The following is a 23024-nucleotide window of genomic DNA, read 5'->3' as shown; positions in this document are numbered from 1 at the left end:
CTACTAGACAGGTCTATGAGGGTCAACGGTCTAGGGTCGAACCATGGCGCACGTGATCCTCGGGCTGCTCCTGCTGCGGCCGGCCAGCCTGTACGACCTGGTGAAGCACTTCGAGGCGTCGGTCTCGCTGTTCTACAGCGCCAGCTCAGGCAGCATCCGGCGCGCCCTGGAGACGCTGCTGACCGGGGGTCTCATCGAGGTCGCCGACGTCGCTCCGGGGGCGCGGGGCCGCAAGACCTACCGCGTCACGGACGCCGGCAGCGCGGACTTCCGCGCCTGGCTGACCGGCCCGGTGAGCGGGCCCGACACGGAGGCCGCCGTCCTGCCGCGCCTGTTCTTCCTCGGCCTGCTCGAGCCGGACGAGCGAGCCGCCGTGCTGCCTCTGCTCACGGCGCGGGTCGAGCAGGACGTCGCGCGGCTGGAGGCGCTCGAGGAGCAGCTCGCCGGGCAGGAGGTCCCCGACGAGCTCGCCGACGTGTTCGCGTTCCAGCGCGCCACCCTCGATTACGGCCTCGCCTCGGGCCGGTTCGCGCGCGACTGGTTCCGCCGCTACGCGCAGGAGCGCGACGCGCTCACGCCGTGAGCGGGGGGTGGTCCACTTGCTACAGTCGTGCCGCCGGTCAAGCCGTGGCCGGTCCGCTCTGAGCAGTGTCGGAGGCGACCGTGCCCGTAGACACCACCGTGACCGGTGAGCCCTCGGGCCTCCGTGCCCCACGCCTGGTGGGCTCCTTCCGTCTCGACCTGTCCTCCGACCGTTGGACCTGGTCGGAGGCGGTCTTCCGCCTGCACGGCTTCGAGCCGCACGAGGTGGTGCCCACCACCGGCCTCGTCCTCGCTCACACCCACCCGGAGGACCGCGACGACGTCCGCGCCGCCCTCGGGACGGCGCGCGCGACGGGGGCGTTCTCGAGCGTGCACCGGATCGTGACGGCCCGGCGCCGCGAGCTCACGGTCGCCGTCGTGGGCAGCGCGGCGGACGACGAGCGCCGCGACGAGGCGGCGGGCTACTTCCTCGACCTGACCTCCGACGTCGCGGAGCGGGCCGGCGCGCGGGCCTCCGAGGACATCCGGGCGGCCGCGACGACCCGCGGCGTCATCGAGCAGGCGAAGGGCGTGCTCGCCGTCGTCTACGACGTCGAGATCGACCGCGCCTTCGACCTGATGCGCAGGGCCTCCAACGACCACAACGTGGCGGTGCGGGACCTGGCGCGGGCCGTCGTCGACGTCGCCCACCGCCGCGACGTCGACCGCCGCGCGGCGCTCGACCGCGTGCTGCGCCGCGACTGACCTCCCGCGCCGGTCGGCTCTCGGGCCGGCTCAGTCGTCGGTGCGGCGCGTCTCGACGGGCCCGGCCTCGTCGGCGAAGCTGAGCCGCCGCGCCACGACGTCCTCCGCGACGTCCTCGAGCGTGCTGCCCCGCCCGAACGCGTGCGCCCGCAGGACGGCGAGGGCGTCGTGCGGCTGGACGCGGAGCTGCGCGGACACCATGCCCGTGGCCTGGTCGACCCTCGCTCGCGCGGCCCAGCCGACCTGGTCGATCTCGCCGAGCACGGCCGTGCCGATGGCGTCCGCGAGGAACTGCGCGTCCTCGGTGTCCCGGGCCAGCGCGTGGCCCGGCCCGACGACGAGCCCCAGCACGCCGACCGGCTGTCCGCCGACCCGCATGGGGATGCCGAACCACGTGCCGTCGACGGACGCCTCGCCGGCGAGCTGCGAGAACACGGGGAACGAGCCGTCGTCCGGCGCACCGCCGAGGGAGGCCGAGACGATCGCGTCGTCCTCGAAGGCTCGCCGCCCGGGCCCCTCGCCGAGCACCTCCTGGATGCTCTCGACCCGCGCCGCGACGGCGTCCGTGGTGGTCACCGTGACCTGTTCGCCGGCGAGGGTGGCGAGCGTGAGGCTGCCGCCCTGCGCGCCGAGGATCGTGGTGCACGCCTGGCACATCCGCGCCGCGACCGTGGATTCGGGGTCGAGGCCGGCCAGGGTCCGCGCGAGCAGACCCAGCAGCTCGGAGGTGTTCACCGATCGCTCCGTCCTGTCGCCTCCCGGCCAGTGTGGCACCGATTGCCGATGCACACGGAGCGCGACGCCCGGCTCAGCGGTCGAGGCCGCCGATGGTGTCGCCCTCGCCGCCGAGGACCAGGGTCCGCACGATCGCCTCGGCGACCTCCCGTTCGCTGAGCCTGCGGCGGTCCGCCGCCGCCCGCAGCGTGATGCGTGCCTCGTCCTCGGGGCAGTCGTTCGACGCCATGATCGCGCCTACCGCCTGCTCGACCGTCGCCCGGTCGGACAGGGTGCGGTACAGGCCCGCGACGGCGTCGCCGAGGTCGGCGAACTGGAGCTGGAGGCGCACGGCGTCGGCCGCGAGCGCGGCATGCCCCACGGCGGCGTCGACCAGGCCGGCGGGCCAGTCCCCGGGCGTGCGGCTGTACACGTTGATCGCCACCCGGACGCCGGGCCCCACCTCGGCCGGGACGGCGAGCGCCTGGACGAAGCCCTCGGCGTCAGCGGCCGCCTGCCAGGCCTCCCAGCCGGGCACCATGTCGGCGAGCCTCGTGGTCAGCACCGTGCCCCGCCGCATCGCGTCGATGCAGGGCCCGGTGTCGGCGCGCGCCTCGGCCTGGTCGCAGCGGCCCGCGCCGGGGGTGCTGCTTCCGGCGCGCAGAGAGATGCCGTGCTCGCGCAGGCTGATGCTCGCCTCGACGCCGTGGCCGAGCACGGCCGCGGCGCGGATCGCGCACTCGTCGAGGTAGCGGGACAGGGTCATGGCGTCACGGTACCCGCGCTCCCGGACCCCGTCCCGCGGTCTCCCCGGCGACACCCTCAGCGGCGGCCGACGAGCCGGTCCACCTGGAAGAGCGTCGTCGTGCCGGACACCTCGTTCGCCACGGCGAGCAGCGGCCGGTGCGTGGGGGAGTCGGACGCCGGGACGAACGTGAGCCCCTCGGGGCCGAGGTCGCCGGCACCGGCGAGCGCGGCGGCCGGGTCGGCGCCGTCGTCGATCGCGTCCTCGACGGACACGGCGTAGTCGCGGTTCGAGACGTAGGTGACGAACGCGGTCCGCTCGGGGCGCGTGATGTCGTAGACCATGACGCCGCCCGCGCGCTCCAGGCCGACGAAGGCGTACGTGCGGCCCGCCACCTCGCCGATGGCGAGGTTCTCCGGCTCGGGGCCCTTGTCGTCGCTGCGGCCGTCGCCCTTCGTCTCGGTGTGGTTGGTGTTGAAGGCGTCGCCGAGCGCGTCGGCGGTGACCCGCTCGAACTCGTCGCCCGAGTCGAAGACGAGCTCGCCGTCGGTGCTCCAGACCGAGAACGACCGGCCGCCGAAGGCGTACAGCTCCTCGTAGCAGGAGCCGTCGGCGCGCAGGCCGGAGGCCGTGGTGACGTTGAGGCGCCCGAGGTCGGCGTCGCCGAGCAGGCCGGCGGCGGGGGAGTCCTCGCACACCGGGGCGAGGCCGTCGTCGCCCAGGTCCTTGACCCGCGCGGGCTCGACGTAGTCGCCCCACTCGCGGGCGTCGCCCTCGTTCGCGGTGACGAGGTACGTCTGGCCGCGCGAGGTGTACGACGCGATCCCGTCGGGCATGTACAGCCCCCGGACGGGGACCTCGCGCGCGGCGGCGACGCCGTCCTTGTCCGACGGGTCGATGCCCTGGCCGGGCAGCGAGTGGTCCTTGCTGCCGAGCGACCACAGGTCGGTGGTGCGGGCGCTGCGCAGGTCGACCTCCGCGACGGCGTTCGCCTCCTGCAGCGCGACGTACGCGGTGCGGGAGTCCTTCGACACGGTCACGTACTCCGGCTCGAGGTTGCGCGAGACGCGGTGGGCGAGCGACCCGTCGAGGCCGGCGACGTCGGGCCCGAAGACGCGCACGCCGTCCGGCAGCGCGTCGCCCTCGAAGGCGTGGAACGTCGCCGTGCGCACGGCGGACTGCGCGACGGGGCCCGCGTGCTTGCCGGTGAACCGGCGGGGGAGGTCGACGACGGACACCGAACCCTCGGGGTCCACGCTGAAGTCGTCGGCGGGCTCGCCCTCGTTCGCGACGACGGCGCTGCGGCCGTCGGGCGTGATCGTCACCATGTCGGGCAGCGCGCCCACGCGCCACGCGCCGAGCGCCTCGCCGTCGCCGGCGGCGTCGAACAGCACCAGCCAGCCGTCGGAGACCTTGTCGGGCGACTCGACCGCGACGACGCCGAGCCCGTCCGGGCGCACGGCGACCGAGTTCGCGACCGCGCCGTCCGGCACGGTCGAGCCGTCCGCAGCGCGCACATCCGTCGTCTCGAGCGCGAAGAGCTTGCGGGGCGACGACGGGCGCGCGACGTCGAGCACGGTCACCTCGCCCGCCTGCGCGTTCACCGAGAAGAGGCGCTCCGAGCGGGCGTGGTACGCGACGATCTCCGCCGCCGACTCGTCGAACACGCCCGTGGCGTAGGAGCCGAGGGGGGACAGGGCGAGGCGGGCGTCGTCGGCCGACAGCACGGCAGGGTCGGCGACGACGCCGGCGGCCGGCGTCGCGTCGCCGCTCCCTGTGCCGCCGCTTCCCGTGCCGCCCAGTGCCGACGCGGTGAGCGCGACGGGCGCGGCCAGCGCGCAGGCGAGGGCGGTGGCGCAGCCGGCGACGACGGCGCGACGCGGGGCGGGTGCGAGTCGCGGGGTGCGGGGGAGCGGTGTGCGCAAGGGGTCCTCCGGGGCCGGGGGCGCGCGGAGCGCGCCGTCGGGGTGACCGTAGGGAGGACGGATGGCCGTCGGGGGAGCCGGGGGTGAACGGGTGCCGGCCCGCCGGTGAACGCCTCGCTCAGGCGGGCGCGTCGTGGTCGGCGCCGCTCTGCACGCCGTCCCGCACGCCGTCGAGCCCGAGCTGCACGATCCGCCACACCGCGCCGACGAGCAGCACGACGAGCGCGAGGTTCCGCAGTCCTTCGACGACGACCATCGCGGGCTGCCCGCCGAGGAACTCGCCGTACGCCACCGGGTAGACGATCTGCGTGCCCAGCGCGGCCAGGAGCACGCCGACGGCGGGCGGCCCCCACAGCCGCCGCGTACCGGGCCCGGCCAGGGCGATCGCGGCGGCCAGCGGCGGCCCGATCCACGCCACGAACTGGGGCGAGCCCACCTTGTTGAACACGATGAGCGACAGGAGCAGGGCGGCGGTGCTGAGCAGCAGGACGTCGGCCGCGTGGTCGGGGCGGCGACGCGCCGTCCACCACGTGAGCGCGGCGATCAGCAGCACCGCGACGGGCAGCAGCCAGTCGAGCAGGGACGCGACCTGGCGGGCGGCGTCGCCCTGCACCTCGTAGGTGAAGATCACGTCGTTGTAGTCGATCCGCACCGACGGGTCCCACAGCCGCGCCACGCTGAACCAGGTGGCGAAGACCGACTCCGCCTGGAGCGTGCGCGCCTCCTGCTGGCCGAACACGCTGAACGCGCGCTCCCCGGCCCCGCCCGCGAGGGCGAGCCCGACGACGACGAGGCTCACCGCGGCGCCCGGCACCACCACCTGCCGCAGCAGGTCGCTCCAGCGGGCGCGGGTCGCGGCCAGCGCCACGACCACGGCCCCCGGGGCGATCTTGATCCACGCGCCCACCGTGGCGACCGCCGTCGCGAGCGTCGGGCGGCGTGCCGCGACCGCCAGGGAGATCAGGATGAGCGGCGCGACGACGCCGTCCAGCCGGCCCAGGAAGATCGGGCCGAGGGCGAGCAGGAACGCGAGCCACCACCAGGCGCCCAGCACCCCGCGCGGCGCGCAGCGCACCAGCACCACCGTGGCGACGGCGTTCAGCGCCACGACCATCGCCGTCCAGACGATCTCGTAGCCCAGCAGGCCGTCGGTCACGAGCGCGGGCAGCGTGACCGGCACGAGCGCCCCCGCGGGGTACACCCAGTCGTAGTCGAGGACCGGCCACTGCCCGGCGTCGAGCCCGTGGCGGGCCCACCACTCGTACAGCGTGACGTCGCCGTAGATCGTGTAGCCCCAGGTGATGGCCTGCCCGATCACCCAGGCGTGCACGGCCACGAAGCCGAGCGCCAGCAGCCACCGGGACCTCAGCACGGCGCCGAGGGGACCGGGGGTGTTCCGCGCGGCAGCGGTCTGCGTGGATGGCACGCCCGACATGGTGGCAGACCGGGCTCGTCGCCGCCCGGAGCCGCCTGGGGGATGCGTGATGCGGCTCCGGACGTCTAAGGTTTCGGATACCCGAAAACTTCGACGCCTGGCCCACGGAGGACCGCATGAGCCGACCGACCCTCGACCGACCCGCCCAGGGGGTGCGTCCCGCGCGCCTGGTGACCCTGCTCGGGCCGGCGTTCGTCGCGGCGATCGCGTACGTCGACCCGGGGAACGTCGCGGCGAACCTCACGGCGGGGGCGCGGTTCGGGTACCTGCTGGTGTGGGTGCTGGTCGTCGCCAACGTCATGGCGGTGCTGGTGCAGTACCTGTCGGCCAAGCTCGGCGTGGTCACCGGGCGCTCGCTGCCCGAGGTGCTGGGCGAGCGCCTCTCCCGGCGCGGCCGGATCGCCTACTGGGCGCAGGCGGAGGTGGTCGCGATGGCCACCGACGTCGCCGAGGTGATCGGCGGCGCCATCGCCCTGCACCTGCTCTTCGGCGTACCGCTGGTGCTGGGCGGGATCATCACCGGGGTCGTGTCGATGCTGGTGCTCACCGTGCAGCAGCGCCGCGGCCAGCGCGTCTTCGAGACGGTCGTGACGTCGATGCTCGCGGTCCTCACCGTCGGGTTCTGCGCGGGCCTGTTCTTCTCGCCGCCGGACCTGGGCGCGGTGCTCGGCGGGCTGGTGCCGCGCCTCGACGGCCCGGAGTCGGTGCTGCTCGCCGCGTCGATGCTCGGCGCCACCGTGATGCCGCACGCGATCTACCTGCACTCCTCCCTCGCCCGCGACCGGGTGCGGCACGACGCCCGGGTGCAGCGGCGGCACGCCCTCGCCGCCGGGGCCGAGGGACGCGACGACCTGGGGGACGGCGGGGTCGGGGACGACGACGTCACCGTGCCCCGCCCGCCGTCGCCGTCGGCGGTCCGCCGCCTGCTCACCGCCACGCGCTGGGACGTCGTCGCCGCGCTGGTGCTCGCCGGCAGCGTGAACATCGCGATGCTCCTCCTCGCGGCGGCCAACCTGCCCGGCCGCACGGGGACCGACTCGATCGAGGGCGCGCACGCCGCCATCGAGTCGTCGCTGGGCCCCGCGGTCGCGGTGCTGTTCGGGGTGGGGCTGCTCGCGTCGGGGCTGGCGTCCACGTCGGTGGGCGCCTACGCCGGCGCCGAGATCATGTCCGGACTCCTGCATGTGCGCGTCTCGCTGCTCGCCCGGCGGCTGGTCACCCTCGTGCCCGCGATCGTGCTGCTCGCGACGGGGGTGTCGCCCACGTGGCTGCTGGTCGTGAGCCAGGTGGTGCTCAGCTTCGGCATCCCGTTCGCGATGATCCCGCTGGTGCGGATCACGCGCGACGCCGGCCTGCTCGGCGGGTTCCGCAACGGCCTCGCCACCCAGGTCGCGGCGTGGGCCGTGGCCGCGGTCATCGTGGCGCTGAACGTCGCGCTGCTCTGGCTGACGTTCACCGGCTGACCGTCGCGACAGAACGGAACCGGCGAGGTAGTACCGGATCTCGCGAGGTAGTGCCGGGTCCCGCGAGGTAGTACCGGGCCCCGCGAGGTAGTACGGGTCAGCGGCCGAGCGCGGACTCCAGCCGGTCGACGAGCGCGGCCTGCGCGCTGACGACGAGGCGGCGGGCGTCGTCGGGGGAGAGCCAGGCGACCCGGTCGATCTCCGGCACCTCGATCCGCTTCCCCGACCGCGGGGGCCACTCGATCTCGACGGTGTTGCTGCGGACCTGGTCCAGGTCCGGCCCCGGCGGAGGCCACTCGCGCGCCCAGGCGAGGACGCGCTTGCCGGACCGCTGCCGTACCTCGCCGAGGTCGACGTCGGAGGACGACGGCGCGGGGAGCGGCAGCCCGAGCTCCTCCGCCGCCTCGCGCAGCGCGGCGGCGTGCGGCTCCTCGTCCGGCTCGAGCTCGCCCTTGAGCACCGTCCACGCGCCCTCGTCCTTGCGCGCCCAGAACGGGCCGCCCATGTGCCCGAGCAGCACCTCGAGGCCGCCGTCGTCCGAGGTGCGATAGAGCAGAAGGCCTGCGCTGGTCGTCGCCATGGTCACAGTGTGACCCGGGCGGTTCCCTCGCGGAGCAGTGGACTACCTCGCCCGGTCCGGTACTACCTCGGCAGGTCACTGACTACCCCGCCGGGGGCTGTACTACCTCGGCAAAGGCGGTGAGACGGAGTATCGCTTGACGTGAGACCCGGTCGCGGGTGACGATGGAGGAGGACCGGCGCCGGCCACCACCAGCCTCGGACGGCGCCGGTCCGCACTCCTCACCGGGCCCGGAACGGACCCCCGCGCAGAGAGAGGTCGTCGATGACCCGCAACGCCCCCGTCATGCCCGGCGTGACCGCCCCCGACTACGACGTCTCGCAGCCGCTGGACCTCGACTACGTGGGCGCCTTCGCCGACGTGACGCCCGAGGAGCGCGCCCACCAGCTCGCCGTCCGCGAGTTCGTGCAGGAGGACGTGCTGCCCGTCATCGACGGCTACTGGGAGCGCGCCGAGGTGCCGTTCGACCTGGTGAAGAAGCTCGCCGAGCGCGACTTCCTGCGCGACGGCGTCGACGTCCCCGGCCGCCCGTCGGTCTCGTTCATGGCCGAGGGCCTGGCCAGCATGGAGATGTCGCGCGGCGACGGCTCCGTCGCCACGATCTGCGGCGTCCAGGGCGGCCTCGCGCTGCGGTCGATCGTCATGCACGGCTCGCCCGAGCAGATCGAGCAGTACGCCGAGCCGATGGCGCGCGGGGAGATCCTCGGCGCGTTCGCGCTCACCGAGCCCACGCACGGCTCGGACTCCGTCTCGCTCGAGACCACCGCCCGCAGGGAGACCCGCGACGGCGTCGAGGGATACGTCCTGGACGGCGAGAAGAAGTGGATCGGCTTCGGCTCGTGCGGCGACATCACCGTCGTCTGGGCCCGCCTCGTCGGCGACGACGGCGACAACCAGGTGCACGGCTTCATCGTCCCGCAGGACGCGCCCGGCTACACCGCCACCACGATCGAGGGCAAGGTCTCGCTGCGCGCCATCTGGCAGGCGCACATCGTGCTCGACGACGTCTTCGTCCCCGCGAGCGCGGTGCTGCCCGGCGCGACGTCGTTCAAGGCGACCGCCGCCGTCCTCTTCGCCACCCGCCTGGCCGTCGCCTGGTCCGCCGTGGGGCACGCCGTCGCCTGCTACGAGGCGGCCGCCGCGTACTCGACCCAGCGCATCCAGTTCGGCCGACCGCTGGCCAAGAACCAGATGGTGCAGGAGCGGCTCACCCGCATGCTCTCGCTCGTCACGCAGATGCAGCTGCTCGTCGCGCAGATCACGCGCCTGGCGGACGCCGGCACGCTCACCGGCGAGCAGGCCTCGCTCGCGAAGTACACGACGACGCGGCAGGCCCGCGAGGTCGCCTCCATCGCCCGCGACATGCTCGGCGGCAACGGCATCCTCCTCGGCAACCGCGTCGCGCGGCACTTCGCCGACCTCGAGGCCCTGCACACCTACGAGGGCACCGAGTCGATGCAGGCGCTCATCGTCGGTCGTGACATCACCGGGGTCTCGGCCTTCGCCTGAGCCCTGCAGCCTTCGCACGACGGGGACCCGCGCAGCCGCGCGGGTCCCCGTCGTCGTCCCCGGCCAGGTCCACGGTGACGACGTCGGGGAGGCGCAGCCCGAGCCAGAACGCCCCTGCCGATGGACCAGGGGCGACGTGGCCGGTCGCGACCAGCCATGCCGTGAGCACCATGCCGTGCGTCCCGACCACCAGGTCGCCGCGGCCGGCGTGGTCGCGCACGGCGTCGTCGAACCGGCGGGCCGCGTCCGCCGCGGACTCCCACCCGTCGCGCCGCGTGTCGGGCGCGCCCTCGACCCAGGCGCGCCGCGCCTCCCGGAACTCCGGGGAGACGGGCTCGGGCGGTCGCCGGATCTCCCCGAACCGCGGGTCCGTGGGGACGTCGGCGACGCCGAGCGCGAGGGAGAGCGTCTCCACCGCCTTGCGCTCGTCGCTCGCGACGGCACGTGCGCCCTCCGGGAGGCGGAGCCCGCGGGCCGCGACACGGCCGGCACGGGACAGCGGCCAGACGTGCGGAGGGACGTCATCGGTCACGTGCGGGGCTGCATGACGGACGACGGTGACGCGCACGGGGCCAGTCTGCCCGCGCCTCGCGGACCGACGACCTTGAGTCCAGGGATGGCCGACGGCAGCTCGAGCTGCCGCGCCGAGCCCGAACTGCCGCGGTGAGCGCCGTCAGGGCGCGACCGCGGGCGTCGTCGCCCCCGCCTGGGCCTGCTCACGCCGGTGCACGCGCCACCACACGAAGAACCCGGTCAGGGTGAAGACGCCGTAGAACACGTACATCAGCGCCGTGGCGTAGTAGCCGGCCGACCAGAGCAGGGGCACTCCCACGACGTCCACTGCCACCCAGACCAGCCAGAACTCGACCCAGCCCTTCGCCATGCCGTACGTGGCGACCAGCGAGCCCATGAAGATCCACGCGTCCGACCACACCGGCTCGTAGGAGCCGAGGGCGCGGAACAGCGGGGTGAGCAGCAGGGTGCCGCCGACCATCACGACGACGATGCCGACGCGCTCCCGCCAGGTCGCCCAGTGGGGGTGCACCGCGGCGCCGCCGTCGGCGGGGATCCTGCCGTCGGCGCGGACCTCCAGGGCGGCACGCTCGGTGCGCCGCCACTGCACCCAGCCGTAGATCGACACGATCAGGAACATCACCTGCCGGCCCGCCTGGCCGAGCATGTCGGCGCGGCTCGAGTCGCCGAACCACGAGCCCATGAAGACCGTGAACAGCACCAGGTTGCCGACGATGCCGACGGGCCACGCCCACACCTTGCGGCGCATGCCGCCGAGCGCGGAGGCGAGGCCGAACAGGTTGCCGACGATCTCGCGCCACGACATGTGCTGGTCGCCGATGGTCAGCGTGGCGTTGAAGAACGCGTCGATCGCGTCCATCGTTCACTCTCCCGGTCCGAGGTGCGGCGTCCGGGGTGAGGGGTCGGCGCTCGCCGCGTCGGGCCCGGTAGGGCCGTCGTCGGCGGCACGACACCCGGCGGCACCCACCCTGACGGGTGCGTGCCGCACGTGCTTCCTCCCATCCGGACTTTGACCGTCGGCCCTGGAATCTCACCAGGTCAGCCGGCCTCTCCCCGCGTCTGCGGGTGGAGGCCGGGTCGCGGGCTGTCACCGCCGGCTCGGAATTTCACCGACCCCGGAGCACGTACGTGCGTGTCTTTCCACCGCCGGAGGTCCCGGCGGCGTCCTGCACAACTCAGGATGCCACAGCGGCATTCCCGGCGGCAGCGTCGTGTCCGGCCGTCTCGACCGGCGGTCAGGCCAGCGCGTCGCGGACGGCGCGCGCGACGTCGTCCGGCCCCGCCCCGGGCTCCAGCACCGTGACCACGACGCGCTTCCCGTCGCCGCCCGTCGCGACCGTCCGGGCCTCGCCGGCGGAGGCGACGTCGGTGTCGACGGCAGGGGCGGACGACGGCGCAGAGTCGTCGTCGTGCGGGAACGGGGAGACGGCGGCGCGCCGCAGGTCGGCGAACGCCTCCTCCAGCTCCGGCCGCAGGTCGAGGTGGGGGTTGCGCAGCCAGCGCCGCAGGATCGCGTTGTGCACCGCGACGACGGACGCCGCGAACGCGATCGACATCGTCGTGGTGGACCGGTCGGGCGGCAGCGTGTCGCGCAGGTAGGCGGTGAACGCGCGCTCGTAGCGGTGCGTCGTGACCAGCTCGCGGTCGCGCAGCGCGGGCACCTGCTGCAGCAGCTGGTGCCGGGCGATCGACGTCTCGCGCTGGCCCACGTGGTGGTCGAAGACGAGCCGCGCCGCGCGGCAGACCTCGAGGTACGGGTCGGTGGTCGGGTCCCACGCCCGCTCGGGCGCGCGGCCCGACTCCTCGCTGGCCCGCGCCTCGGGCCGGGTCTCCGCGAGCATGACGACGACCTCCTCCAGGAGCAGCTCGTGGTCCGCGAAGACCACGTCCTCCTTGGAGCGGAAGCGGCGGAAGAACGTCGCACGGCTGACGCGGGCGGCGTCGGCGATCTCCTCGACGGTGGTCTGCTCGTAGCCCTGCCGGGAGAAGAGGTCGATCGCGGCGTCGACGGCCTGGGCGTGGGTGTGCGTCCGGACGGCGGTCATGCCTGGGAGATTACTCCGGCACCGCCGGTCGTCCTTCCGGCGTCCGCTCGTCCGTGGACCCCAGCTGCAGCCGGTAGAACCGGAAGAAGCCGAAGTCGTCGACCGGCAGCACCTCGACGCCGGAGTAGCCCGCCGCACGCGCGTAGCGCCGCAGCGTGGCCGGGCGCATCACGGTGCCCGTGCCGGCCGACGGGCTCGTGGACAGGCCGTCCGGCAGGCACACGAACAGGCTGTAGCCGTACATGATCCGGTCGACGTCGTCGGCCGGGGCGCGGAACTCGTCGGCGACGGCCTCGTCCATGACCACCACGACGCCGTCGGGCCGCATCGCGCGGCGCACGCCCTCGAGCACGGCGACCGGGCGCGGCATGTCGTGCACGCACTCGAAGGCGAACGCCGCGTCGTAGGGCTGGGCGACGGCGAGCTCTGCGGCGTCTGCGAGGTGGAAGAAGGCTCGCCGTTCGAGGCCCGCCTCCGCGGCGGCCGCCCGTGCGGCGGCCACGGACGGACGGTCGACGTCGATGCCGTGGACCTCGGCGAGCGGGTACGCCTCGGCGAGCGCGAGCGTCGACCAGCCGAAGCCGCAGCCGACGTCGACGACGCGGGCCCCGGGCCGGGAGAGCGCCTCGTGGACGGCGGGCAGCGCCGCGAGCGTCGGTGCCAGGCGGCGCTCGAACCACGGGCGGTTGACGTCGGACTGCGCCTGGCGGGCGTCGTCGCCGAGCTGGTCCCACGACACCCCGCCGCCGTCCCGGTACGACTCGAGCAGACGGGGCAGCTGCGGCCCGATCGCGCCGACGAACCGGGCCAGGGGCGCCAGGTACGACAGCGAGGACGTGTCGGTCAGCACCTCCGCGTGCGCCGCGGGCAGCGCGTAGAGGCGGGTCCGGGCGACGGCCTGCGGGTCCGCGTCGAGCGCGGGTGCCGCGCCGGCGTCCTCCGCGACGAGGACACCGGAGGCCGCCTGCTGCTCCAGCCACTCGCGCGCGTACCGCTCGGCCGTGCCGGTGGCCTCCGCGAGCCCCGTGGACGTCAGGGGGCCGGACGACGCGAGCGCCTGGTACCAGCCGAGCCGGTCGCCCACGTGCACGGCCAGGACGTCCATGGCGCCGAGCGTGGCGGCGAACAGCCGGTCGGCGAACGCGTCGGCGGTGTCGGTCGGGTCGGTCATGGCGGCACCTCCGTGCCGTGGCCCGGACGTGCGGGCCCCGCGGCGTCGTCGGGAGGCGGCGCCCGTCTCGACGCTAGCTCGCGGGAGTCCGGCGCGTCGACCGCCCGGGCGGGTGATCCGCGTCAGCCGCGACGGCGCCTGCGGTCGTCGTCCGGCTCCCCGCGACGACGCTCGTCGAAGCCCGCCTCGGCGGGGCGCCGGGCGCGCTGCAGGTACCGGATCTCCCGCACCGCGACACCTGCGGCGAGGAAGAACGGGATCCACGCCCAGACCCTGCCGCGCAGCACGACCCACAGCATCGCGAGCGCGACGGCGCACGCCCCGACCACGGTCCACACGCTCGCCCACCGCACCTTGCGCACGGGCCGAGGCTACCGCTGCCCCTCCCGCGGAACACGTGCCCCCGGCATGGGTAGGGTGGCGGTCGTGACTTCCGGGACCACGACCGTGCCTGAGACCACCACCGCCCCCACCGCCACCGTCCCCGTCGTGGACGTCTACGTCGACCCGCTGTGTCCGTTCGCATGGATCACGTCCCGCTGGGCCCTCGAGGTGGCGGAGCACCGGGACGTGGAGCTCACGTTCCGGTTGATGAGCCTGTACCTGCTGAACAAGGACCGGGACATCCCGGCGGACTACCGGGCGAAGATCGAGGCGTCGCGCGGCATCGGCCGCGTCGCCGCGGCGGTGCAGACCGAGCACGGCCCCGAGGCGTTCAGCGCCTTCTACACCGCGGCCGGCACGCGCATCCACCCGGGCGGCCGCCGGGACGACCTCGACGCCGTCGCCGTGGAGGCCCTGGCCGAGGCCGGCCTGCCCGCGTCGCTGGCCTCCGCCGCGTCGTCGGACGCCTACGACGCCGCCCTCGCCGTCTCGCACGAGGAGGGCATGAAGCCGGTGGGCGAGGACGTCGGCACGCCGACGATCCACGTCGACGGCGTCGCGTTCTTCGGTCCGGTCCTCACGCGCATCCCGCGCGGCGAGGACGCGGTGCGGATCTTCGACGGCGCCGTCGCGCTCGCGTCGTTCCCGGACTTCTTCGAGCTGAAGCGGTCGCGGACCAGCTCGCCGTCCTTCGACTGATCCCCGCACCACATCCCCGCACCACACCCCCCGCACCCCGAGAGGCGAACCATGACCCTCGACCTGCGTGTCTTCACCGAGCCCCAGCAGGGTGCGTCGTACGACGACCTGCTCGCCGTCGCGAAGGCGACCGAGGACCTCGGCTACAGCGCGTTCTTCCGCTCCGACCACTACCTGACGATGGGCGGCGACGGCCTGCCGGGCCCCACCGACGCCTGGACGACGCTGGCCGGCCTGGCCCGCGACACCTCCACCGTGCGCCTCGGCACCCTCGTCACGTCGGCCACGTTCCGCCACCCCGGCGTGCTGGCGATCCAGGTGGCGCAGGTGGACCAGATGTCCGGCGGCCGTGTCGAGATCGGGCTCGGCGCCGGCTGGTTCGCGCGCGAGCACGAGGCGTACGGGATCCCGTTCCCGGCCAAGCGGTTCGGGCTCCTCGAGGAGCAGCTGGAGATCCTCACCGGGCTGTGGGGCACGCCCGTCGGCGGGTCGTACTCGTTCGACGGCGAGCACTACACGCTCGTCGACTCCCCGGCCCTGCCCAAGCCTGCCCAGGCGAAGATCCCCGTCATCGTGGGCGGAGGCGGGCCGAAGCGCACGCCGGCGCTGGCCGCCCGGTTCGGCGACGAGTACAACCAGGCGTTCCCCGAGCTGGACACGGTCGCGCCGCGCATCGGCGTGATCAACGAGGCGCTGGAGGCGGCGGGGCGCACGCCGGACTCCATCGTGCAGTCCGTCGCCCTGGTGCTCGCGGTCGGCAAGGACGAGGCGGAGTTCACCCGGCGCGCGGCGGCGATCGGCCGCGAGCCGGCCGAGCTGCGCGAGCACGGCGTCGCGGGCACCGTCTCCGAGGCCGTCGACCTGCTCGGCTCGTTGCGCGACCAGGGGATCCAGCGCGTGTACCTGCAGGCGCTCGACCTGCACGACCTCGACCACCTGGACCTGGTGGCGCGCGAGGTCGCGACGCAGCTCTGAGGCGAGCCGCAGGCCTGTGACCTGCGGCGACAGTCGGCCAGGGCGACGGTCTCGCCTGCTGAACTCACCCCGCCGAACTCGTGACACGGGGGCACGGCGGGGCTAGGTTCGCGACAGACGACGAGGTGGCCCGCTCTCCGGAGCGGGTCACCTCGACCCGTTCAGGGCGGAGGTCGCGCCCGCCGCAGGCCCGCAGCACCGTCACGACGCTGCCGTCGCCCGGACGACGTGGTCCACGCTCCCCGCCGCACGACCGCGCCCATGCCCGGAGGACACGCCATGTCCGTCTCCGAGTTCGACCGTCTTGTCGTCACCCCGCGCCGCACCGAGCACGTCCGGTCGCGCCCCCACGGCCCGCTCGGCGCGGAGCCGCCGCGCCCCACCGCCCCGCCGAGGGACGAGAACGCCGCCTCGCGGTCGCCGTCCCTCGCCCTGATCATGCTGCTCGCGACGCTCGGCGTCGTGGCCTACGCCGTCTTCCTGCTCAACCCCGCCAACCGCGGGGACGCGCTGCCGTACGTCATGGTGATCACGGCCGAGACCATCCTCGTCGTGCAGGCGCTCCTCGCGATGTGGACCGTGCTCTCCAGCGGCTACGACCCGCGCGGCTTTTCCTTCCACCACGCGCAGGACCGTCTGTTCGACCTGCCCGAGATCGTGCGGGACGAGGCCGAGGACGACCCCACGCGCTGGACCCTGTACCTGCACGACAGACCCGTGACCGTCGACGTCTTCATCACGACGTACGGCGAGAGCCTCGACACGATCGCGCGCACGGTGCGCGCCGCCGTCGCCCTGCGCGGCCGCCACCGGACCTGGGTGCTCGACGACGGCCGCTCGGACGACGTGCGCGACCTCGCCGCCACGCTCGGTGCCCGCTACGTGCGCCGGCTGTCGAGCCACGGCGCCAAGGCCGGCAACGTCAACCACGCGCTGACGATCGCGAAGGGGGACTACTTCGTCATCCTCGACGCAGACTTCGTCGCCCGGCCGGAGCTCCTGGTCGAGACGGTCCCGTTCTTCGTGTCCGACGACGTCGCCTTCGTGCAGACCCCGCAGACGTACGGCAACCTCGACACCCTCATCTCCCGCGGCGCCGGCTACATGCAGGCCGTGTTCTACCGCTTCGTGCAGCCCGGCCGGAACCGTTTCAACGCGGCGTTCTGCGTCGGCACCAACGTGATCTTCCGCCGGGCGGCGGTCGACGACATCGGCGGCATGTACACGGACTCCAAGTCGGAGGACGTGTGGACGTCGCTCCTGCTGCACGAGCGCGGCTGGCGCACCGTCTACATCCCGACCGTCCTCGCGGTGGGCGACACCCCCGAGACCGTCGAGGCGTACACCAAGCAGCAGCTGCGCTGGGCCACCGGCGGCTTCGAGATCATGCTCCAGCACAACCCGCTGAGCCCCAGGCGACGGCTCACCCTCGACCAGCGCCTGCAGTACACGGTCACGGCCACGCACTACCTCTCGGGCATCGCGCCCCTCGTGCTGCTCCTGGTCCCGCCGCTGCAGATCTACCTGGACCTCACGCCGATGGACCTGACGATCTCGCCGAGCACCTGGTTGCTGTACTACCTGGGCTTCTACGGGATGCAGATCGCGATCGCGTTCTTCACCCTCGGGTCGTTCCGGTGGGAGGTGCTGATGCTCGCGTCGGTGTCGTTCCCGATCTACACGAAGGCACTGTGGAACGCCCTCACCGGCAAGGAGCAGGCCTGGCACGTCACGGGTCGTGCCGGCCGGGCCGAGTCGCCGTTCAACTTCATGCTGCCGCAGGTGCTCTGCTTCGCCTTCCTGCTGCTGACGTCCGCCGTCGGCGTCTGGAAGGAGTGGGGCGACGACCCGCTGCCGAGCCTGGCGCTGGCCTGGAACCTCACCAACACGTTCATCCTCGGCGCGTTCGTCGTCACCGCGCTGCGCGAGTCGCGCCGCGCCCGCGCCGCCGTCCCGTCCGCCGGAGGTGCCGCATGACCTGGACCAACCGCCTGCGCCTCGTGGGAGGCCTGCTCGGCGTGGTGCTGCTGTGCGTCGCGCTCACCCTGGTCATGAACCGTCGCGAGTCGCAGGCCACGTCGTCGGCCGCGACCATCTCCGCCGAGACGCTCGACGTCGGCACCGACTACGCCGGGACGGTCGCCGAGGCGCTCGTCGAGGAGGGCGACGAGGTGCGTGCCGGCGACCCCCTGCTGGTGCTGCGCAGCCTCACGCTGCAGCACGACCTCGCCGTCGGCCTCGTCAGCCGGGAGGGCGGCGCCCATGAGGTGGCCGAGGACGGCACGATGACCGTGGTCGCCCCCGCCGACGGCGTCGTCACGGACGTGGCCGTGGACCAGGGGGCGTTCGCCCGGTCGGGGGAGGTGCTCGCCACCGTCGAGCGCCAGGGCTCGCTGTTCGTCGACGCGAGGCTCGTGCTCGACCCGGCGGACTTCGCCCGCATCCGCGACGGCGCCACGGTCACGGTGGTGCTGCCCAACCAGGCCGAGGTGGACGGCGTCGTGGACGCGGTGGCCGTGCAGAACACGAAGAACCAGGCGGAGGCGACGGTGCGCGTCTCCAGCGCAGGCCTGGTGCGCGGCGCCGAGCACGGGCTCGTCATGGCCGGAACCCCGGTCACCGCGGTGATCGACCTGCACGATGACGGCCCGCTCGCCGGCGTGGACGCCGCGTTCAGCCAGTTCCTGCGCCGGGTGGGCCTGTGACGACGCCCGTGCGGCGCGGCGCCGAGGCGCGGACGAGGAGCGTGCCGCCGCCCGTCGCCGGTGCGCTGGCGGCGGTCCTGGCCGTGGTCCTGGCGTCGTCGGGCTGCGGCGTCCTCCGCGGGACGGCACCCGCCGAGGAGGACGCTCCGGGCGCCGTCGACGCCCCGGCGCCGGAGGAGAGCCTCGCGGCGCCCGACGTCGACGTGTCGCTGCTGCCCCGGGAGCAGGTCGCGGCCACGCCGACGACGCGACTCGCCGACGGCCTGGCGCCGCCCACGAACCGGTGGTTCTCCAGCCTGGCGCTCGGCGACGCGCCGCAGCCCGTGTTCCCGGTGCCGCTCGCGGTCGCGCTGACCGGGGGCGGGTTCGCCTACGGGCTGCCGCAGGTGCAGGTGACCGAGACCTCGATCCTGGGTCCGTTCGACCCGCAGGTGGGCGCGGACGTCGGCGCCGCGTCGGCGGTGGTGTCGGAGTACGACGTCGCGTCCGTGACGGTCGAGCTGCGCGACGGCGCCGGGGCGGCGCTCGGGCACCTGCGGATCGTGGAGGGGTCTCCCGTGCTGCGGTACGTCGCGGCGACCGACCAGGACGTGGCGATGACCTCGGCGTTCACCGTCGCCGGCGGCCGAGCGTCGACCGAGGTGCTCGACCGTGAGCACGTCCTCGTGGGTCCGGGCGGCATCGACGGCCCCGGTGCCGGGCTCTCCGACGACGGGCGGGTGCTCACGCTCGCCGCGGGCGAGTCCGTCGCCTGGTTCCCGGTGCCGGACGGGGCGTCGGGCGCGTCGGTCGACACCCTCGTCGAGGCTGCCTCGCGCCCGGTGGCCGCGGTGACCGCGTCGTACGGCGCCGGCGACGACGGCGTGAGCACCGCGCTGACCTACGCGACCGCGGACGGGGGCCCCACGGCCGTCGTGCGCATGCCCCACCAGGCGGACTCCACGGGGGCCACCTGCGGCCTCGGCTCGTACGCGACCGCGCACGGGACGGTCGACGTCTGCACGGCGTCGACCCTGGGGTGGTCGAGCCCCGCGGTGGAGCCGGCCGGCGGGCTCGACCTGTCGGGCCTGGACGACGACGCGCGCGCGGAGCTCGCCGACCAGGTGCGTGCCGACGCGGCCGCTGTGGGGACGGGGGCCCTGGAGGCGCCGTCCGACACGTACTTCGGGGGCAAGGCCCTGGCCCGGGACGCCAACCTGCTCGGCCTGGCGGAGGGGCTCGGGCTGGACGGTGTGGCCGAGCCGCTGCGGTCGGGACTCGAGGAACGACTTCGGGAGTGGGCCGAGCCCGACGGCTGCGAGCACCGCGCGGAGCGCTGTTTCGTGCACGACCCGGTGCTGGCGACCGTGGTCGGGAAGGTGCCGGGCTTCGGTTCGGAGGAGGCCAACGACCACCACTTCCACTACGGGTACTTCTTGTACGCGGCGGGCGTCGTGGCGGCCGACGACCCGGCGCTCGCCGCCGACCTCGCGCCCGTGCTGGACCTGCTCGCCGCGGACGTCGCCTCGGGCACGGGGGTGGGCGGCATGCCCGCGCTGCGCGTGTTCGACGTCTACGCCGGGCACTCGTGGGCGTCCGGGTACGCGCCGTTCGCCGACGGCAACAACCAGGAGTCGGCGTCCGAGGCCGTCTCGGCCTGGAACGGGCTGGCCCTGTGGGCGCAGGCGAGGGGGGATGCCGAGCTCGAGGAGCAGGCCCGCTGGATGCTCGGCGCGGAGGCCGCGTCGGCGCGCGCCTACTGGACCGACGCCGACCGGGACGACCCCGCCGTGGAGGGCTTCGGCCACCAGGTGACGTCGCTCGTGTGGGGCGGCAAGCGGGACTGGGCCACGTGGTTCAGCGCCGAGCCGAGCGCGATGCTCGGGATCCTCGTGCTGCCGGCACAACCGGTCGCGACGTACCTCGGCGGGGACCCGGACCGCATCCGTGCCAACCTCGACGAGGCGCTCTCCGGACCGCGCGACGAGCCCGCGTCGTGGGACGTGATGTTCGGCGACCAGCTGCTCATGTACGCCGCGCTGGCCGGGCCGGAGGACGCCGCCGCGGCGCTCGGCGTCGCCCGCGACCTGCCCGAGGAGCGCATCGACGACGGGAACACCCGCGCATACCTCCTGGCCTGGCTCCTGGAGCACGCGTCCCGACCGCCGAGGTAGTGCGAACCTCCGCGAGGTCGTCCTGGTGCCCGCGAGGTGGTCGGATCCTTCGCGAGGGAGTTCCGGCCGAGACGACCTCGAGGTCTCTTGCTCCCTCGGCGAGTTCTGGGCTACCTCGGCGCGATCGTGACCTCAACGTTGCAGACGCATGTTGACGGGTGAAGTCCCGGCCCCTACGGTGAATCCATTCAACGCGGGGAATCGCTTTCCCGCAGCGGGTCGGCGACGTCGCCGTCCCGGAGGCTGACCGGGCCGACGACGGCCCGGGCATCGACGGAGATGGGACCGGGCCATGGCACACGAGGGCGCGCGCGCGGAGGTGGCGGCGGCACGCACGGCGGCCCCCGCCGACGGCGGCGCCCGGCTCGAGCGATGGTTCGGCTGGGTCGACACGCTGGCGTTCCTGGGCCTGCTCAACCTCCTCGTCCTCGCGGGCACGCTGGCCGGGGGAGTGGTGCTCGGCGTCGCGCCCGCGCTCGCCGCGGCGACCGTCGTCAGCCGCACGCGGCTGCGGGGCGACACCCAGCGCGCCGTGCGCGTCTTCGTCCGCGCCTGGGCCTCCGGATTCGCCCGCGCCAACCTCCTCGCCGCGCCGGGCCTGCTGGCACTCGCCCTCACCGGGACGAGCCTGCTCCTGCTCGACGACGCGCCCGCGGTGCTCCGCGTCGCGCTCGCCGTCGTCGCGGGCCTCGGCGTCGTGCACCTGCTGCTCGCCCTGACGATGGACGCCCACTACGACCTGCGTCGCGGCGACGTGCCGCGCCTGGCCTGGACGTTCCTGCTGCGCGCCCCCGGGGCGCCCCTCCTGCTCGCGGCGACGACGGCGCTGGTCGGCGTCGTCACCGCGTTCGTGCCCGGACTCCTGCCCGTCGTCTCGATCGGCGCGTGGGCGTACCTGTGCACGGCCCTCTGCCTGTCCTTCTACGCCGCCAACGACCGCCGGTTCGGCGACCGGGCGGCGACCGACCCCCTCGACGAGTGAACGACGACGTGCACTCCGACGAAAGGAACAGCATGCGCACACGACGGCTGGCCCCCCTGGCCCTCCTCGCGGTCGGGAGCCTCGCGCTCGCGGCCTGCGGCAGCGGCGGTGGCGACGGCGGCGACGGCGGTGGCGGTGGCGAGGCGCTCGACTCGCTCTCGATCATGGCGCCGTACTTCTCCGCGACGCCGCCGGAGGACGACGACCCGGTGGGCGCGAAGCTGTCCGAGCTGGCGGGGCTGGACCTCGACATGCAGTGGGTGCCCAACGCGGAGTACGGCGACCGGACCAACGTGGTGCTGGCCGGCGACGAGATCCCCGACGTCATGGTCATCCAGCAGAAGAGCCAGGGCTTCGTGCAGACGGCGGAGGCCGGCGGCTTCTGGGACCTCACCGAGTACCTGGCCTCGGGCGACTACCCGAACCTCGTCACGGAGAACCCCGACGTCCAGCAGGCCTCGAGCGTCAACGGCAAGGTCTACGGCGTGTACCGGGCCCGCGACGTCGTGCGCACGTCCATCACCATCCGCAAGGACTGGCTGAAGAACCTCGGCCTCGAGGAGCCCACGAACACCGACGAGCTCATGGCGCTCGCCAAGGCGTTCACCGAGGACGACCCCGACGGCAACGGCAAGGACGACACCTACGGGATGATCATCCCCGCCTGGGGTGCGTCGATCGGCACGGGCAGCCCCTACGACGCCATCGAGACCTGGTTCGGCGCGGGCAACGTGTGGAAGGACGAGGGCGGCCAGCTGATCCCGTCGTTCACGACCCCGGAGTGGAAGCAGGCGCTCGACTACGAGAAGCAGCTCATCGAGAACGGCTACGTCAACAAGGACTACGCCACGATGGACGGCTCCACCCAGTGGAACGAGCCGTTCCTCAACGGCAAGGGCGGCATCATCATCGACGTCCAGTCGCGCGCGTCGCAGCTGGCGGGCCTGTTCAAGGAGAAGGACCCCAAGACGTACGACCAGTTCGTCGCGCTCCAGGGCAACATCGCCGGGCCGAACGGTGACTTCGCGCTCCCGACGCCGGGCTACAGCGGCTTCCTCGCCGTGCCGAAGGCGTCGGTGCAGACGGAGGAGCAGCTCAAGCAGGTGCTCACCGCGCTGAACGAGCTGAGCAGCACCGAGGGCCAGGTGCTGGAGAACAACGGCATCGAGGGCGACAACTTCACGGTCGAGGACGGCTTCGCGGTCAACGACGAGTCGAAGCAGGACTACACCGACCTGGTCAGCGGCTCGTGGGCCCAGATCGGCACCAACGTGGCCGGCTACGAGGCCTACAAGCCGAAGCCGGAGACGGAGTACGACGCCGAGCTCGAGCAGGAGCGCGTGGACCTGCAGGCCAAGGACCTCGAGAAGGCGGTCTTCAACCCCGGGGCGGCGCTCGTCTCCGAGACCTACATGACCAACGGCGTCCAGCTCGACCAGGTCATCGCCGACGCCCGCATCCAGTACATCAGCGGGCAGATCGACGAGGCGGGGCTCGACGCGGCGATCGCGCAGTGGAAGTCCAGCGGCGGTGACGCGGTCACGGCCGAGATGAACGAGCTCTACGCACAGCTCGGCTGATCCCCTCCGGTGCGGGGGCGGGGATCCGGGGCCCGACCCCCCCCCCCCCCGCAAAAGAGGGGGGGGGGGCCCCCCCCCCCCCCCCCCCACCCCCCCCCCCCCCCCCCCCCTCCCCCCCCCCCCCCCCCCCCCCCACCC

Annotated in this window: 21 protein-coding genes and 1 riboswitch; of the genes, 11 read left to right on the top strand and 10 right to left on the bottom strand. The window is 73.9% G+C overall.

The annotated features are described in order from the left end of the window. The first annotated feature begins 43 nt into the window (after positions 1–43). The gene (locus tag ACFCZN_RS15495) at positions 44–583 is read left to right on the top strand and encodes a helix-turn-helix transcriptional regulator (protein WP_430557323.1); all 540 of its coding nucleotides are present in this window, start codon (positions 44–46) and stop codon (positions 581–583) included. An 80-nt stretch (positions 584–663) separates the two neighbouring features. After that, on the top strand, positions 664–1287 hold the full coding sequence (locus ACFCZN_RS15490; RefSeq protein ID WP_430557322.1) for a PAS and ANTAR domain-containing protein: 624 nt from the start codon (positions 664–666) through the stop codon (positions 1285–1287). Between the two features lie 30 nt (positions 1288–1317). On the opposite strand, the gene ACFCZN_RS15485 is transcribed toward ACFCZN_RS15490, so the two are convergent. The 4 genes from ACFCZN_RS15485 to ACFCZN_RS15470 form a co-directional block, all read right to left on the bottom strand. Then, positions 1318–2022, bottom strand: coding sequence for an ANTAR domain-containing protein (locus ACFCZN_RS15485; RefSeq protein ID WP_429766540.1), 705 nt, complete (start codon positions 2020–2022; stop codon positions 1318–1320). A gap of 73 nt (positions 2023–2095) precedes the next feature. Next, positions 2096–2767, bottom strand: coding sequence for an ANTAR domain-containing protein (locus tag ACFCZN_RS15480; RefSeq protein WP_429766542.1), 672 nt, complete (start codon positions 2765–2767; stop codon positions 2096–2098). 56 nt (positions 2768–2823) lie between these two features. After that, entirely contained in the window at positions 2824–4671 is a 1848-nt protein-coding gene (locus ACFCZN_RS15475) for a choice-of-anchor I family protein (protein ID WP_430557321.1), read from the bottom strand. Positions 4672–4789: 118 nt separating this feature from the next. Further along, entirely contained in the window at positions 4790–6097 is a 1308-nt protein-coding gene (locus ACFCZN_RS15470) for a glycosyltransferase 87 family protein (RefSeq protein WP_429766545.1), read from the bottom strand. A 125-nt stretch (positions 6098–6222) separates the two neighbouring features. On the opposite strand from ACFCZN_RS15470, the gene ACFCZN_RS15465 reads away from it, so the two are divergent. After that, positions 6223–7569, top strand: coding sequence for an Nramp family divalent metal transporter (locus tag ACFCZN_RS15465; protein WP_430557320.1), 1347 nt, complete (start codon positions 6223–6225; stop codon positions 7567–7569). A 97-nt stretch (positions 7570–7666) separates the two neighbouring features. Here the strand turns inward: ACFCZN_RS15465 and ACFCZN_RS15460 are convergent, their stop codons facing one another. Further along, positions 7667–8149, bottom strand: a complete 483-nt coding sequence (locus ACFCZN_RS15460; protein ID WP_430557319.1) for an NUDIX domain-containing protein — start codon at positions 8147–8149, stop codon at positions 7667–7669. Between the two features lie 264 nt (positions 8150–8413). Here ACFCZN_RS15460 and ACFCZN_RS15455 point away from each other — a divergent pair, with 264 nt between their 5' ends. Further along, positions 8414–9658 (top strand): acyl-CoA dehydrogenase family protein, encoded by a 1245-nt coding sequence (locus tag ACFCZN_RS15455; RefSeq protein WP_430557318.1) that lies wholly within the window; start codon positions 8414–8416, stop codon positions 9656–9658. On the opposite strand, the gene ACFCZN_RS15450 is transcribed toward ACFCZN_RS15455, so the two are convergent. The 5 genes from ACFCZN_RS15450 to ACFCZN_RS15430 form a co-directional block, all read right to left on the bottom strand. Beyond that, entirely contained in the window at positions 9633–10226 is a 594-nt protein-coding gene (locus ACFCZN_RS15450; RefSeq protein ID WP_430557317.1) for a histidine phosphatase family protein, read from the bottom strand. The genes ACFCZN_RS15455 and ACFCZN_RS15450 overlap by 26 nt on opposite strands. A 105-nt stretch (positions 10227–10331) precedes the next feature. After that, entirely contained in the window at positions 10332–11051 is a 720-nt protein-coding gene (gene pnuC / locus ACFCZN_RS15445; protein ID WP_429766555.1) for a nicotinamide riboside transporter PnuC, read from the bottom strand. A gap of 125 nt (positions 11052–11176) precedes the next feature. After that, a riboswitch (FMN riboswitch) is annotated at positions 11177–11320 on the bottom strand. A 107-nt stretch (positions 11321–11427) separates the two neighbouring features. After that, entirely contained in the window at positions 11428–12237 is an 810-nt protein-coding gene (locus tag ACFCZN_RS15440; protein ID WP_430557316.1) for a TetR family transcriptional regulator, read from the bottom strand. A gap of 10 nt (positions 12238–12247) precedes the next feature. Then, positions 12248–13408 (bottom strand): class I SAM-dependent methyltransferase, encoded by a 1161-nt coding sequence (locus ACFCZN_RS15435; RefSeq protein WP_430557315.1) that lies wholly within the window; start codon positions 13406–13408, stop codon positions 12248–12250. A gap of 122 nt (positions 13409–13530) precedes the next feature. Then, positions 13531–13770, bottom strand: a complete 240-nt coding sequence (locus ACFCZN_RS15430) for a hypothetical protein (protein WP_429766560.1) — start codon at positions 13768–13770, stop codon at positions 13531–13533. 64 nt (positions 13771–13834) lie between these two features. Between ACFCZN_RS15430 and ACFCZN_RS15425 the strand changes: the two genes are divergently transcribed. The 7 genes from ACFCZN_RS15425 (at position 13835) to ACFCZN_RS15395 (ending at position 22886) form a co-directional block, all read left to right on the top strand. Continuing rightward, positions 13835–14491, top strand: coding sequence for a DsbA family protein (locus ACFCZN_RS15425; RefSeq protein WP_430557314.1), 657 nt, complete (start codon positions 13835–13837; stop codon positions 14489–14491). A 51-nt stretch (positions 14492–14542) separates the two neighbouring features. Continuing rightward, positions 14543–15466: an LLM class F420-dependent oxidoreductase gene (locus ACFCZN_RS15420; protein ID WP_429766563.1), complete on the top strand. Its 924-nt coding sequence runs from the start codon at positions 14543–14545 to the stop codon at positions 15464–15466. A 279-nt stretch (positions 15467–15745) separates the two neighbouring features. Continuing rightward, positions 15746–17443, top strand: coding sequence for a glycosyltransferase (locus ACFCZN_RS15415; protein ID WP_430557313.1), 1698 nt, complete (start codon positions 15746–15748; stop codon positions 17441–17443). After that, complete coding sequence (locus ACFCZN_RS15410; protein WP_430557312.1) at positions 17440–18171, top strand: HlyD family efflux transporter periplasmic adaptor subunit; 732 nt, start codon at positions 17440–17442, stop codon at positions 18169–18171. The genes ACFCZN_RS15415 and ACFCZN_RS15410 overlap by 4 nt, the downstream gene beginning before the upstream one ends. After that, complete coding sequence (locus ACFCZN_RS15405) at positions 18168–20324, top strand: glycosyl hydrolase (RefSeq protein ID WP_430557311.1); 2157 nt, start codon at positions 18168–18170, stop codon at positions 20322–20324. The genes ACFCZN_RS15410 and ACFCZN_RS15405 overlap by 4 nt, the downstream gene beginning before the upstream one ends. Before the next feature lie 292 nt (positions 20325–20616). Continuing rightward, the gene (locus ACFCZN_RS15400) at positions 20617–21306 is read left to right on the top strand and encodes a DUF624 domain-containing protein (protein ID WP_430557310.1); all 690 of its coding nucleotides are present in this window, start codon (positions 20617–20619) and stop codon (positions 21304–21306) included. Positions 21307–21338: 32 nt separating this feature from the next. Next, entirely contained in the window at positions 21339–22886 is a 1548-nt protein-coding gene (locus ACFCZN_RS15395) for an extracellular solute-binding protein (RefSeq protein WP_430557309.1), read from the top strand. The last annotated feature ends 138 nt before the right edge of the window (positions 22887–23024 follow it).

This window comes from Isoptericola sp. NPDC056134 (assembly GCF_042264825.1).
GTDB classification, from domain to species: Bacteria; Actinomycetota; Actinomycetes; order Actinomycetales; family Cellulomonadaceae; genus Isoptericola; species Isoptericola nanjingensis.
Note: the sequence above shows the minus strand (reverse complement) of the source record. Positions and strands in the feature narration are given on the sequence as shown.

What these genes read in the sequence shown, in the direction of transcription:
- ACFCZN_RS15495 (WP_430557323.1), top strand. Translation starts at nt 44, where the DNA reads ATGGCGCACGTGATCCTCGGGCTGCTCCTGCTGCGGCCGGCCAGCCTG.
- ACFCZN_RS15480 (WP_429766542.1), bottom strand. Translation starts at nt 2,767, where the DNA reads ATGACCCTGTCCCGCTACCTCGACGAGTGCGCGATCCGCGCCGCGGCC.
- ACFCZN_RS15465 (WP_430557320.1), top strand. Translation starts at nt 6,223, where the DNA reads ATGAGCCGACCGACCCTCGACCGACCCGCCCAGGGGGTGCGTCCCGCG.
- ACFCZN_RS15460 (WP_430557319.1), bottom strand. Translation starts at nt 8,149, where the DNA reads ATGGCGACGACCAGCGCAGGCCTTCTGCTCTATCGCACCTCGGACGAC.
- ACFCZN_RS15455 (WP_430557318.1), top strand. Translation starts at nt 8,414, where the DNA reads ATGACCCGCAACGCCCCCGTCATGCCCGGCGTGACCGCCCCCGACTAC.
- pnuC (WP_429766555.1), bottom strand. Translation starts at nt 11,051, where the DNA reads ATGGACGCGATCGACGCGTTCTTCAACGCCACGCTGACCATCGGCGAC.
- ACFCZN_RS15440 (WP_430557316.1), bottom strand. Translation starts at nt 12,237, where the DNA reads ATGACCGCCGTCCGGACGCACACCCACGCCCAGGCCGTCGACGCCGCG.
- ACFCZN_RS15435 (WP_430557315.1), bottom strand. Translation starts at nt 13,408, where the DNA reads ATGACCGACCCGACCGACACCGCCGACGCGTTCGCCGACCGGCTGTTC.
- ACFCZN_RS15420 (WP_429766563.1), top strand. Translation starts at nt 14,543, where the DNA reads ATGACCCTCGACCTGCGTGTCTTCACCGAGCCCCAGCAGGGTGCGTCG.
- ACFCZN_RS15415 (WP_430557313.1), top strand. Translation starts at nt 15,746, where the DNA reads ATGTCCGTCTCCGAGTTCGACCGTCTTGTCGTCACCCCGCGCCGCACC.
- ACFCZN_RS15410 (WP_430557312.1), top strand. Translation starts at nt 17,440, where the DNA reads ATGACCTGGACCAACCGCCTGCGCCTCGTGGGAGGCCTGCTCGGCGTG.
- ACFCZN_RS15400 (WP_430557310.1), top strand. Translation starts at nt 20,617, where the DNA reads ATGGCACACGAGGGCGCGCGCGCGGAGGTGGCGGCGGCACGCACGGCG.
- ACFCZN_RS15395 (WP_430557309.1), top strand. Translation starts at nt 21,339, where the DNA reads ATGCGCACACGACGGCTGGCCCCCCTGGCCCTCCTCGCGGTCGGGAGC.